The sequence below is a fragment of the Motiliproteus sediminis genome (assembly GCF_017912535.1).
Taxonomy (GTDB): domain Bacteria; phylum Pseudomonadota; class Gammaproteobacteria; order Pseudomonadales; family Balneatricaceae; genus Motiliproteus; species Motiliproteus sediminis.
Window position 1 is genome coordinate 440,197 of the sequence record NZ_JAERQK010000003.1, and the last position, 12,877, is coordinate 453,073.

The 12,877-nt window shown below is 59.6% G+C and carries 12 protein-coding genes; 6 read left to right on the forward strand and 6 right to left on the reverse strand.

The window, feature by feature from the left end; all coding sequences use genetic code 11:
• The first annotated feature begins 99 nt into the window (after positions 1-99).
• Together JJQ76_RS08920 and aceK are read left to right on the forward strand one after the other, a co-directional pair.
• On the forward strand, positions 100-2,286 hold the full coding sequence (locus JJQ76_RS08920) for a YgiQ family radical SAM protein (RefSeq protein WP_210396436.1): 2,187 nt from the start codon (positions 100-102) through the stop codon (positions 2,284-2,286).
• A gap of 85 nt (positions 2,287-2,371) precedes the next feature.
• The gene (aceK, locus tag JJQ76_RS08925) at positions 2,372-4,117 is read left to right on the forward strand and encodes a bifunctional isocitrate dehydrogenase kinase/phosphatase (protein WP_210396437.1); all 1,746 of its coding nucleotides are present in this window, start codon (positions 2,372-2,374) and stop codon (positions 4,115-4,117) included.
• 41 nt (positions 4,118-4,158) lie between these two features.
• Here aceK and JJQ76_RS08930 read toward each other — a convergent pair whose 3' ends face one another.
• Complete coding sequence (locus tag JJQ76_RS08930; protein WP_210396438.1) at positions 4,159-4,371, reverse strand: cold-shock protein; 213 nt, start codon at positions 4,369-4,371, stop codon at positions 4,159-4,161.
• 274 nt (positions 4,372-4,645) lie between these two features.
• On the opposite strand from JJQ76_RS08930, the gene JJQ76_RS08935 reads away from it, so the two are divergent.
• The 3 genes from JJQ76_RS08935 to JJQ76_RS08945 are packed head-to-tail and all read left to right on the forward strand — an operon-like array spanning position 4,646 to position 8,042.
• Positions 4,646-6,646: a methyl-accepting chemotaxis protein gene (locus JJQ76_RS08935; RefSeq protein ID WP_210396439.1), complete on the forward strand. Its 2,001-nt coding sequence runs from the start codon at positions 4,646-4,648 to the stop codon at positions 6,644-6,646.
• Between the two features lie 16 nt (positions 6,647-6,662).
• Positions 6,663-7,238, forward strand: a complete 576-nt coding sequence (locus JJQ76_RS08940) for an acyl carrier protein phosphodiesterase (protein ID WP_210396440.1) — start codon at positions 6,663-6,665, stop codon at positions 7,236-7,238.
• 60 nt (positions 7,239-7,298) lie between these two features.
• A complete protein-coding gene (locus tag JJQ76_RS08945) occupies positions 7,299-8,042 on the forward strand; it encodes a ferredoxin--NADP reductase (RefSeq protein WP_210396441.1) in 744 nt (247 codons plus the stop codon).
• Between the two features lie 121 nt (positions 8,043-8,163).
• Here the strand turns inward: JJQ76_RS08945 and JJQ76_RS08950 are convergent, their stop codons facing one another.
• Positions 8,164-8,493 carry a late competence development ComFB family protein gene (locus tag JJQ76_RS08950; RefSeq protein ID WP_210396442.1) on the reverse strand — a complete coding sequence of 110 codons (330 nt, stop codon included), beginning with the start codon at positions 8,491-8,493 and terminating at the stop codon, positions 8,164-8,166.
• A 107-nt stretch (positions 8,494-8,600) separates the two neighbouring features.
• Between JJQ76_RS08950 and JJQ76_RS08955 the strand changes: the two genes are divergently transcribed.
• Positions 8,601-9,167 carry a 2-hydroxychromene-2-carboxylate isomerase gene (locus JJQ76_RS08955; protein ID WP_210396443.1) on the forward strand — a complete coding sequence of 189 codons (567 nt, stop codon included), beginning with the start codon at positions 8,601-8,603 and terminating at the stop codon, positions 9,165-9,167.
• Positions 9,168-9,177: 10 nt separating this feature from the next.
• Here the strand turns inward: JJQ76_RS08955 and JJQ76_RS08960 are convergent, their stop codons facing one another.
• From JJQ76_RS08960 to JJQ76_RS08975, 4 genes are all read right to left on the reverse strand, one after another.
• Positions 9,178-9,726, reverse strand: a complete 549-nt coding sequence (locus JJQ76_RS08960) for a hypothetical protein (protein WP_210396444.1) — start codon at positions 9,724-9,726, stop codon at positions 9,178-9,180.
• Entirely contained in the window at positions 9,723-10,676 is a 954-nt protein-coding gene (gene lipA, locus JJQ76_RS08965; protein ID WP_210396445.1) for a lipoyl synthase, read from the reverse strand. Before lipA ends, JJQ76_RS08960 begins: the two co-directional genes overlap by 4 nt.
• Before the next feature lie 72 nt (positions 10,677-10,748).
• Positions 10,749-11,876, reverse strand: a complete 1,128-nt coding sequence (gene gcvT / locus JJQ76_RS08970; RefSeq protein WP_210396446.1) for a glycine cleavage system aminomethyltransferase GcvT — start codon at positions 11,874-11,876, stop codon at positions 10,749-10,751.
• A 60-nt stretch (positions 11,877-11,936) separates the two neighbouring features.
• On the reverse strand, positions 11,937-12,877 hold a 941-nt coding region (locus tag JJQ76_RS08975; protein WP_210396447.1), incomplete at its 5' end, for an alanine/glycine:cation symporter family protein.

Sequence of the window (12,877 nt, forward strand, 5' to 3'; positions counted from 1 at the left end):
ATCGTTACCCTGCGATCACCGGAGCGACCATCCGGCGGCTGTCGCTTGAGGTGCAAAGCCCGTATAATGGTTGACCTTTCAGCTTGGTCAAAGGCTCCCATGAGCGCAGCACGTCAAATCTCCCTTAAAAGTCGCGCCACGACGCGTCCCCCCGCTCCCTTTCTGCCCATGTCCAGGGCTGAGATGACAGCGCTGGGCTGGGACCAGTGTGATGTCGTTCTGGTGACGGGCGATGCTTACGTTGACCATCCCAGCTTCGGTATGGCGGTGATCGGTCGGGTACTGGAAGCGCAGGGGTTGCGGGTGGGCATCATCGCCCAGCCGAACTGGCGTGATAAGCGTGATTTTCAGCGTCTGGGCCGGCCGCGACTTTTTTTCGGCGTTACCGCCGGCAATATGGATTCGATGATCAACCGCTACACCGCGGAAAGACGGCTACGCCACGACGATGCCTATTCCCCCGACGGTGAGGGCGGTAAACGGCCTGATCGCGCGGTGGTGGTTTATGCTCAGCGTTGTCGCGAGGCGTTCAGCGAGGTGCCGGTCATTCTTGGAGGAATCGAAGCGAGCCTGCGCCGCATCGCCCACTACGATTACTGGTCCGACAAGGTGCGCCGTTCGGTGCTGCCGGACTCCAAGGCAGAGATGCTGCTCTATGGCAACGCCGAACAGGCGTTAATCACCGTGGCTCGGCATCTGGACACCGGCGGCGACATTGCCGAGCTGTCCCACCTGCGCGGTACGGCAGTGATGCGGCGCGAGGTGCCAGCGGAGTTCGCCCTGATCGATTCCACCGAGGTGGATCGCCCCGGCAGAACCGCTGCACCGCAAAACCCCTATCATGAGACGCCTTGCAGTGACGGCGAAAAGGAGCATGAGTCGGAGGGGGCTCAGCCCGTGCGCCTGTTGGACCGCCGTTATCCCCGCGATCTGACCTGCATTCGTCTGCCGGACTACGCTACCGTCAGTAGCGATCCGGTGATGTATGCCCACGCTTCACGGGTGATGCATCTGGAGACCAATCCCCACAACGCGCGTGCACTGGTGCAGCGCCACGGTGACCGTGACCTGTGGGTCAACCCGCCACCGCTGCCGCTGGATACGCCGGAACTGGATGCGGTGTTCGACCTTCCCTACGCGCGTGCGCCGCACCCTGCCTATGGCGCGGCGCGAATCCCGGCCTGGGAGATGATCCGCTTTTCGGTCAATATCATGCGCGGATGTTTTGGCGGCTGTACGTTCTGCTCCATTACCGAGCACGAAGGGCGGATCATCCAGAATCGCTCGGAGGCCTCCATCCTCAAAGAGGTTGAAGCAATCAGGGACCGGGTTGAGGGCTTTACCGGTACTATCTCCGATCTGGGTGGGCCGACCGCCAACATGTATCGCCTGGCCTGCAAAGACCCCAACATCGAGGCCTCCTGTCGGCGGCTGTCCTGCGTCTATCCCGGCATCTGCAGCAACCTGGGTACCGATCATCGTCACCTGACCCGACTGTACCGCAAGGCCCGTTCGTTACCGGGAATCAAGCGGGTGCTGATTGCATCGGGTTTGCGCTACGATCTGGCGGTGGAGGACCCGGAATACCTGCGCGAACTGGTGACTCACCATGTGGGCGGCTACCTCAAGATTGCCCCGGAACATACCGAAGAGGGGCCGCTGTCAAAGATGATGAAGCCGGGTATGGGCACTTATTACCGCTTCAAGAAAATGTTTGAACGCTTCTCGCGCGAAGCGGGCAAGCAGCAGTACCTGATCCCTTACTTTATCTCGGCCCACCCCGGTACCGAGGATGGAGACATGCTGAATCTGGCGCTGTGGCTGAAACAGAACAACCTCAAGCTGGATCAGGTACAGAACTTTATTCCCTCACCGCTGTGCAACGCCACCACCATGTATCACAGTGGTCGCAACCCGTTGAAGAAGATCGGTAAAGACAGCGAAACCATCACCGTTCCCAAAGGCGCTCGCCAGCGTCGGTTGCACAAAGCGTTACTGCGTTACCACGATCCGGAAAACTGGCCATTGATTCGTGAGGCGTTGCTGAAAATGGGGCGGAGGGAACTGATTGGGCGTGGCCCCAAAGCGCTGGTACCACCGGGCGAAACGCCACAATCACGAGCCAAGGCCGCGGCGGGGCCGCGCCGAAAGGCCGGGCGTGGCAAGGCGCGGGCAGCTGGTGATGCCACGGGATTCAAGCCCGGCAGTCAACGCTCATCTGCAACATCGGGTCGTAGCGCAAATGCCCGGCGTTCCCTCGCGAGACCTGCGGCCAAAGGCTCCTGACCAGCGGGTTTCTGGTTCAACGCTTAAACTATGCTCTGACTCGAAGCACCGGTTTTGAGCTGCCGGCCAAGCACAGGAGGAGCGAATGTCAACCGACGCCCAGCGGGCAGATGCCATTGCGCAGACCATCGTGCGCGGCTTTGACCACTACCGTGCTCGCTTCGAACAGCTCTCAGCAGGTGCCCGGCAGCGCTTTGAGCGTGCAGACTGGCACGGCATGCAAAGCGCTACCACCGAGCGGGTCGACCTTTATGACCAGTCGGTTGGACAAACGGTAGAACAATGCCACGCCGCGGTGGGCAGTGCTCTCTCCAGTGATCAGGTATGGAAACGGGCCAAGCGCGCCTATGTGGCATTGATTGTTGAACGCCCCCATGGCGAATTGGCCGAGACCTATTTCAACTCCATTTACTGTCGTACTTTCGCCCATCAGGCCATCGATGAAGAGAAAATCTTCATTCGCTCCGAACTGCCGCCGAACTGGTCACCGCCCGCCACCGGTATCCTTAATCGTTACCCACTGCGTGGCTCGTTACCGCGCCTGATCGGGAAGATCCTGGACGATTATGCCTTCTGCATACCGTATGAAAATCGCCGCCGCGACATACGCAATCTGGTGCGCTACATCAAAGAGCACCCGGTTGACGGGGTGCGAGTCGGTGGCGATGCGGTACTGGAGATCATCAAGTCGGTTTTCTATCGCAATAAGGGGGCCTATCTGGTTGGCCGTGTGGTCGGTGCGGATGGCAAGCGCGGGATGCCGTTTGTGATGCCGGTTCTAAATAACGAGCGTGGCGGGGTGTATGTCGATACCCTGATCCTCAATCCGGACGAGGTCAGCATCATCTTTAGCTTTACCCGCTCCTACTTTATGGTGGAGGCGCCGGTGCCGTTTGAATATGTGCGCTTTCTACAGCAGTTGATGCCGGGTAAGCAGCTGTACGAACTGTACAGTTCGCTGGGCTTCTATAAACACGGTAAAACTGTCTTTTACCGCGATTTTCTCGACCATATGGCTGCATCGAGCGACCAATTCGTGGTCGCGCCCGGAATCAAGGGCATGGTGATGGCGGTGTTTACCCTGCCGTCTCTCGACGTGGTCTTTAAAATCATCAAGGACAGGTTTCACCCCACCAAAGAGGTCGATCGCGATACGGTGCTGGCAAAATACCGCCTGGTGAAACGGCACGATAAAGCGGGACGGATGGCGGATACGCAAGAGTTCAGTAACTTTGTGTTCGAACGGGATCGCTTCAGTGATGAGCTGCTGGCGGAGTTGCTGCAAGTGGCGCCGTCGTCGGTCAGTGTCGAGGGGGACAAGGTGAGGGTGCGCCACCTGTGGACCGAACGGCGCATGATTCCGTTAAACCTCTATATCGACGATGCCGACGAAGCTCGGCTCAACGATGCTATCGACGAATACGGCAACGCTATCCGCCAACTGGCAGCGGCCAATATTTTCCCCGGTGACATGTTGTTCAAGAATTTTGGCGTAACTCGTCACGGGCGGGTAGTTTTCTATGACTATGACGAGATCCTGTATCTGACCGAATGCAATTTCCGGCGGGTACCGCCGCCACGCTACCCCGAAGACGAACTGGCCAGCGAACCCTGGTATTCGGTTGCGCCCAACGATGTGTTTCCGGAAGAGTTTGCCGCCTATCTGGCCAGTCGGGCCGACGTGAGGCGCGTCTTCATGCAGCGCCATCGCGAGATCTTTGATCCCGCCTACTGGCAGGGCCTGCAGGAGGCGATCATTGCCGGAGAGGTGGTGGATGTATTTCCCTATCGCCGCCGCAAGCGATTTGATCGGGGTGCACAATGGCTGTGATAACAAGGGCCCGCGCCAGCAGGCCCTTGGGGGAGAGGGGGTTACACCGGGGTAACGTTGACCGCTTGCGGCCCTTTCTGGCCATCGGTTACTTCGAATGAAACCGTTTGCCCGTCGCTCAAACTGCGGCGGCCACCGTTACTGTTGATCGCGGTGTAGTGGACGAATACGTCGGGTCCGCTTTGTTGGGCAATAAATCCAAAACCTTTTTCATCGTTGAACCATTTAACGGTCCCGGTAATAACGTCGGACATTATTCAAACTCCGTTGCTGTATAAGCAGGTTGGCTGGGCTTGTTATTCTTGTATGCCTTGCAACGCTGGCGCCGTCGAACCGAAGCTGACGCGGTACATCGGATTCCGCAGGCCGGGGTTTTGCCGTCAGGATCAAAGCTACGCGTCAGACTCTAACCCATGGCTATAAAACGCACAACTGGTCCGGTTATTGATCTGGTCCCCCCTGTTTCCCTGGCAAATACTGGCATACTCGTTAATGCTTCGGAGTCGAATAACGAGTAAAGGAGTACCTATGCGCTGGGCTAGAGATCTGGGACTGCAGCGGCTGACCATCGGCGTCACCTTTTTGATGTTGATCCTGTTCGGTATTTTCGGGTTGGTGATGCTCAGGGACGCACAGGCGCTAGGTGCACTGATTGAAGCCGACAGCGCATTGGCCGCAAAGCGGCAGGGGCTGAGCGAGTCGGACCAAACTCTGCAGCGTCGTAATCTCGACCTGCTAAAGACCTACGGTGAGTTAAGCGCTGCCTATCAACAGAGCCTTGAGCAGCTCGAAGGTAAAGGCTTCGGACTGTTGGAGCGGGTGATGCGCTATGCCGCTGACGAGCGTCGTATCGGTAGCGAGCTGACCGATGAAGTCCTGGCGGGCGAAGTCTCGGCAACCGTAAGCGCTGAGGTGGAAACGGAGCGGCGGCGGTTGCAGGAGGATCTCGCTGGGGACGCATTGCGAATCGCGCTGCTGAAGTTTCAAAGTGAACGCCTGATTGACCGCGCGTTGGCGGCTCATGCGCTCAAAGAGTCAGCCAACGCTGCGCTGCTGGATCAGATCATGGACCTGGCCGGAAAAACCGACGCGACTGACGCCAAACTGGCAAGGCTGGATAAGAAGCTGGCCAGTGCCCGACGTAATCTGCGCAAGGGGTATCTACGTTACGACCTGTCTGATCACCGCGTTGCATCGCGACTGGACCGTTACCGCGAGCTACAGACAGAGCGCATAGCGGTGGTCATGGATGCGGTACGCGAGCCGGCTGCTCGCTATGCGGCTGCGGTCAAACAGAGCACCCAGGCGGTTAACCAGCGGGCGGCGGAGGTTGCCGCTACCAGCGTCGATATTCAGCACACGTTGGACCAGAACAATCACTTGAGTCTGGCGCTCAAGCAGCAGCAGGATACGGCTGCCAAAGAGCGGGAGCAGCTTCTGCAGGGCGTTACGCTGCGGGCCAGCATCGGTATGCTGATGGTGTTGGTGGCCGTGCTTCTGGTGGGGCTAGGCGTGCGCCAACTGATGGTGGTACGGATTCTGGCACTACACCGCGCGATGGCCAGCATCGCCAGCCGGGGCGAACTGGACCAACGTCTCGATGTGGACGGGCGTGATGAGTTGGGTCGGATAGCGGCAGACTTCGACCGCTTTGTCGCCCATATCGCTACCATGGTGGAGGAGCTGGAGCAGGGGATCGAACAGTTGGTAGTCAATGGCGAGCAGGTGGCTGCGGATGTGGCTGTCAGTGAAGATGCTGCCCAGCGCCTGCAAGGGGCGGTGGAGCAGATCGCCGGAGCTTCGGAGGAGTTGCAGCAGCGGGGTGAGCAGGTGGTTGGCGAAGCCGAACAGGCGGAGCAGCACGCGCGAACGGTTTCATCACGGGTGGCGGCCGAACTGCCGGTCGTGGATGAGAGTGCTCATACCAACCAGCGGATGGCTGCGACGGCGCGCGACTGCGCTGAGCAGGTACAGTCGTTGAGCGCCGAAACCGAACAGATCAAAGGGGTGTTGGCGATGATTGAGGCGGTAGCGGAGCAGACCAATCTGTTGGCCCTGAATGCCGCTATCGAGGCGGCTCGTGCGGGAGAGCATGGGCGCGGTTTCGCGGTGGTTGCCGATGAAGTGCGAGCGTTAGCGCAGAAAACCCAGCAGTCGACCGAGTCCATCGAAGCCAACATCAAGCGTTTGGTCAACACCACTGGTAACGTCACCGAGGCGATGGGAGGACTCGCCTCACTGGCTGGTGAAACGGAGAAACAAGCTCTGTCGGTGCAGCAGGCTCTGGGTGGGATTGCAGCGGCTATCAATGATATTGCCCGCTGTAACGGCGAAATTACTGCGATCGCACGGGAGCAGTTGCAGCAGACCGCTTCGATCAACAGCGGTCTGCACGGGATCGAGAGCGAAGTGGAGCGGACCCGCGCGGGCGCCAGAAACTCTCGCCGGGTGGCCGCCAATCTAGCCGCTTTGGGCGAGCGATTGCAGCAGCTAGGGGCGTGCTTCAGCCGTCGATCCGATCGAGCTTAGCGACTAGAATGAGGGTATGAATTACCTCGCCCATCTGTACTTTGCCGATCCGACGCCGGAGTCGCGTGTGGGCAATTTGATGGGGGATTTTTATCGTGGCTCCGTCAGCGATACTCTGCCGGCCGCCGTGCGCGAGGGTATTTTGCTGCATCGTCGCATTGACGCCTTTACCGATCAGCATCCGGTTGTCGCTGGGGCGCGCCAGCGGTTACAGGGACCGCGGCGCCGTTTCGCCGGTATTATCATCGACCTGACCTTCGATCACTTCCTCTGTCGTCACTGGCCGCGTTATCACTCCCTCTCACTGGCAGCCTTCCTTGATCAAACGTACGCCGATCTGGCCCGCTATACGGGGCCGATTCCTGCTCGAATGCGTGAACCACTGCGGCGGCTCTATACGCGGCGTTGGCTAGCCGCTTACGCTGAACTGGAGGGCATCGATACAGCGCTGGCGCGTACCGCTGACCGGCTTAGCCGGCCGACGAGTCTGGCGCAGGGCGGTGAAGAGGTACGGCGCCATTATCGGGCGCTGGAACAGGATTTCGAGCAGTTCTTTCCGGCGTTAATCAACTATGTAAAAGCATCGCACTGATACCGCAGATCATCGCCTAAGGGTCTATAGTGACAGGAAATTAGCACGCGTGGAGGCGCTATGACCGAGTGGGTGGAAGGCAAGGTGTTGCAAAATCGTCGCTGGACCGACGAGCTGCACTCGCTACAGATCGAAGCCGATATCGAACCCTATAAAGCGGGCCAGTATACCCGCCTGGCGCTGGATATCGATGGCACCCGAATCGCCAGGCCATACTCCTTTGTTAATCCGCCTGGTACGACCTACCACGAGTTCTTTTTCAATTCTGTTCCCGGCGGCCCGTTGTCGAATCAACTGCTGGAACTGGAAATCGGCGACACCATCTGGCTGGCTCCCAAGGCTGCAGGTTTTCTAACCTTGGACGAAGTGCCTGACGGGCGCGAGTTGTGGTTGTTGGCAACCGGCACCGCCATCGGTCCGTTTCTGTCGATCCTTAAAACTGCCGATCCCTGGCAGCGTTTTGACAAGGTAGTGTTGGCTTACGCGGTGCGTGAAGCAAAGGACCTCTGTTATGCCGACCGCATGGATGCACTGGCAAAAAAGCATGCCGAGCATTTTGTCTGGCTACCTTTCGTCAGCCGGGAAAAAGTCAAGGGTGCCATGCCTGGCCGGATCACTACCGCTCTGGAGGATGGCTCGCTGGAGCAACGCACCGGCGTTAACCTGCGGCCCAGCAGCAGTCAGGTGATGATCTGCGGTAATCCCGAGATGGTTAAAGACAGTATGGAGATACTCAAGTCGCGGGGATTACAGAAAAATCTACGCCACACTCCGGGACATATCACAGTGGAGCGTTATTGGTAGGGGGATCCCCCCTTGGTGCCAGCCGGTCGGTACCGTCGTCTCGAACCTGATGTGATCCGGGTGGTGGAGTCAATGTGATCGCCGCCCTGAATGGAGGGCGGCGATCAGGCGAAGGTTGGAATCACTGTTCGAGCGCGTCACTTTCGGGTACCGGTTCGGCTTTTGACGCGCCGGCCGGTTGCTCCATTTCGCGATGACTGCGATCCACGTATTCAATCGCGTCGTCTACTGCGGCTTTGACTTTGGTGCGCATCTCCTCGAACTCCAGCGGCGAGAGGTAAAAAGCCATATCGATCTCGTGGCGGAAATAGCGCGGTGGCAGGTGATTGAGCGCCACGCAAGCAACGTCCGCCAGATAATCAACATCGGCGTTGCCTTCCAGAAAGCGCTGGCTCAGTTCGTCGTTGACCATCTTCTCATAGTAATTGTGAATATTCTCGCCGATCGACATGACTGTATTCCTTCGTTATTTCATTGCGTTGCTGTAGTGTAGATCAGAACCTTCGGTGGGTGTACCCCGCCCTTAATGCGCTGTTATCTGGTTGGAAAGGAGGCCCCGTGCACCGCACCATCGAGTTCTACTATGATGTTCTCAGTCCCTATGCTTACCTTTGCTTCTGCCGCCTCCCGGGGCTGGTAAAGCGCAGCGGCGCGGCAATGCTGCTCAAGCCGGTGTCATTGCCAAGACTGCTGGAGCAGAGCGGCAATCCGCCGCCGCTCAGCGTTGCGGCCAAGGCCGACTACCTGCGCCGTGATACCGCCGAGCTGGCCCGCTATTACGGTATTCCCTTTGAGTGGCCGGCGCTGCACCCGCAACGAACCGGACGGGCGATGACGGTATTGTCGACCCTGGGCGAAGCGGAGCGGATGGAGTTGTCGCGAGTGTTGTTCGAAGCTATGTGGATCGAAGGGCGTGATCTGGGTGACCCGGAGGTGCTCGAAACGTTGGTTGGTAGCGAACTTCTGGCCGCAGCTGAGACGCCACAGGCGCGTGAACTGCTGCAACAGGGTACCCTGGAGTTGATCGCCAAAGGGGGGTTCGGGGTTCCGTCTTTAGTGGTTGATGATCAGCTCTTCTTTGGCAACGATCGCCTTTTTCTGGTGGAGCGGGCCCTAAACGGCTAGGCCCGCGTGGCTAGTGCTGGAGTGGGTCCATCCATGACTGCAGTTGCTTGAGGTCAGCACGGGTTAGCAACAGATCATAGCTGGCGCCGCGAGTCCAGGGATGGATGCAGACACTGGCAGGCACACAGGGTGGCGCCGACCTGTCCGTTTGCGGGCTGTTCAAGGGATATCCGGGAGCAGCCTCGACCATGGTCCGGGCTGCCGGGCTGAGGGCAGCTTCGAAGGTTCCGTCCGGGATCAGTTCCAGCGATATACCGTCACCAAAGCTCTGATACAGCGCCTGCTCAAGGTCGTGGCCAAAGCGGCCGTGGGGTAGCACCAGCCATTCATTCACCGACAGCCAGAGGAGTAATGCATCGGACAATCGAGTGAGTTGGAGTGGGGTGAGCGGGCGGTCGCAGCCGCTGATCTCCCCCAGCGCAATCAGCAGCCGCGGGTCGGTGGCGCTGTGCTGCAGGCGAAGGGGTGATAACAGCTGATCTTCGTATAGCTCCGCCCGCCCGGTCGCCGCGGCCAACTGCAGGTAAACCAGCGCGGCGTCGTGGGGCTGAAGGATCATAGCGACCTTCCCAGCGGCTCGCCACTGGCTTGCAGGTCCGCGTGGTAAGAGGAGCGCACCATCGGGCCGGCGGCGACATTGCTGAAACCGAGGTCATACCCGAGTTGTTCCAGTTCGCCGAACTCCTCCGGGGTGACGTAGCGCTCCACCGCGAGGTGGTGGCGGCTGGGCTGTAGGTACTGACCGATGGTGAGCATCTCTACACCATGGCTTCTCAAGTCGTGCATTACTTCGACAATCTCTGCCACTGTTTCGCCCAGACCCACCATCAGCCCCGATTTGGTCACCAAATCGGGATGCCGTTCGCGGTAGCGGCGCAACAGTTCCAGAGATCCCCGGTAGCTGGCGCCGGGACGGCAACGTTGGTAGAGCCGTGGTACCGTTTCCAAATTGTGATTCAATACGTCCGGTGGTGCGCTGTCCAGGGTTGCAAGGGCGAGGTCCAGCTTGCCGCGGAAATCCGGCACCAGAATCTCGATGCGGGTTGTCGGGTTGCGTTTGCGCATGGCGGTCACGCAGGCAGCGAAATGGGCGCTGCCGCCGTCACGCAGATCATCGCGATCCACTGAGGTGATCACCACGTAGCTGAGGCCGAGTTTGGCGGCGGTGTTGGCAACCTCCGCCGGTTCATCGGGGTTGAGCGCCAAAGGGCGACCATGGGCAACGTCGCAGAAGGGGCAGCGACGGGTGCAGATTGCGCCCATGATCATAAACGTTGCGGTGCGCTTGCTGAAGCATTCAGCCAGGTTAGGGCAGGAGGCTTGCTCACACACGGTATGCAGATTTTTGCTGCGTAGCTCCGCCTTTACCGCCGCTACGTTGGCGTTGCTGCGCGCGTCTATGCGAATCCATTCAGGCTTGCGCAAGCGTGGCCGATTGGCGTCCGGCTTGTGTTTCAGGCGAGACATCTTGGACTCACCTTTGAGTTGGGCCAGTTCAATCAGCTCCATGTTAGCCTCCCGGCGGTAAACAACGGCCTTGTGGTGTTGCGAAGGCCGTTTTGTGCGGTCATGTCAGCCCGATTAACCACGGTAATAGCGCTGCGGTACAAACGGCATTTTGGCCACGGTCATCGCCAATGGTTTGCCGCGCACCATGGCGTAAACCTCGGTGTCGAGGGTGGCGTATTCGGCACTGAGGTAACCCATCGCCACCGGATAACCGGCGCTCGGGCCCAGCGTGCCGCTGGTTACGGTGCCGATGGCCGCTCCGTCGGCGTCCACCAGTTCGGTGCCTTCGCGCACCGGTGCGCGCGACTGGCCAATCAGACCGACGCGCTTGCGTGCAACCGCTTTGGTGCGGATCTGTTCCAGCACTACGGCGGCACCGGGGAAACCGCCTTCGCGCTCACCGCCGCTGCGGCGACAGGGGCTGATTGCCCAGATCAGGCTGGCTTCAATCGGCGTGGTGGTGGTGTCGATATCATGACCGTACAGGCAGAGGCCGGATTCAAGCCGCAGTGAGTCGCGTGCGCCGAGGCCGATCAGTTCGACTTCAGGTTCTGCCAGCAGCAGCTCGGCGAAACGGAGTGCATCGGCGGCGGGCACGGATACCTCAAAGCCATCCTCACCGGTGTAGCCGGCACGGCCGATGAAACAATCAATGCCGGCGATGGCCATGGAGCGGTAGTCCATAAACACCATATCGCTGGTTTCCGGGGCCAGTCGGGCCATCACCGCAGCGGCCGCGGGCCCTTGAATGGCCAGTAGTGCCCGATCATCCAGCACCTCAATGGTGACCGAGGGCCCGAGATTGGCTCGCATGTGCGCGATGTCCTGAGTTTTGCAGGCAGCATTGACGACCACCAACAACGAGTCGCCCAGATTGCTCACCATCAGGTCATCCATAATGCCCCCCTGGTCATTGGTAAACAGCGCGTAGCGCTGCTTGCCTGCCGGCAGGCCGATGATGTCTACCGGCACCAGCTTCTCCAGTTGAGCGGCTGCGTCAGCCCCGGTCAGATGCACCTGACCCATGTGGGAAACGTCAAACAGGCCTGCTTTTTCACGCGTATGCAGGTGCTCTTTCTTGACCCCCAGAGGGTACTGCACTGGCATTTCGTAACCGGCGAAAGGAACCATCTTGGCGCCTTGGGCCAGATGGAGGTCGTACAACGGAGTTTTGGCAAGGGTCTCGGTTGGGGCTGTCATCAGCGTCTCCTGAATGTGTCAATGATCAGCGGGCTGATGACCCGCTGATCGGTTGGTTCATTAGCTGGTCTGTTCACGTGCGGCGACGGACGCAGGATCGAAGTACTCCCGCGTCAGCTTGAACACCACCGGGCTCAGCAGTGCCAGCGCGATCAGGTTGGGGATCGCCATCATCGCGTTGAGGGTGTCCGCCAGCAGCCAGACAAAGTCCAGGCCGATCATAGCGCCTACCGGTACCGCCACAATCCACAGAATGCGGAAGGGTACGATCACTTTCACCCCGAACAGGTACTCGGCGCAGCGCTCGCCGTAGACACTCCAGCCGAGAATGGTGGTAAAGGCGAAGATCGCCAGCGAGATCGCCACCAGATAGTTACCCACACCCGGCAGGGCGTCGGCAAAGGCCATGGAGGTCAGCGCTGCACCGGATTCACCGCTGGTCCAGGTGCCGGAGGTGATGATCACCAGGCCGGTGATGGAGCAGATGATGATAGTGTCGATAAAGGTACCGAGCATGGCGATCAGCCCCTGGCGTACCGGGTTGTTGGTCTGCGCCGAGGCGTGGGCGATCGGTGCACTACCGAGACCGGCCTCGTTGGAGAAGATACCGCGGGCCACACCAAAGCGGATCGCCGCCCAGACCGCCGCCCCGGCAAAGCCACCTTCGGCTGCGGTGCCGGTAAAGGCGTGGGTAAAGATCAGGTCCAGCGCTGCCGGAATCGCTTCGGCGTTGATCGCCAGCACGGTCAGACCGGCCAGCAGGTAGGCGATCGCCATAAAGGGCACCAGCGTGCCGGCCACGCTACCGATCCGCTTGATCCCACCCAGCAGCACCGCCGCGGTCAGCACCATCAGCACCACGCCGGAGATCCACAGTGGCAGGCCGAAGTTGGCTTCCAGTACCGAGGCCACGGAGTTGGACTGGACGGTGTTGCCGATGCCGAAGCCGGCGATGGTGCCGAAGATGGCGAACAGGGTGCCCATCCAGGCCCATTTTTTAC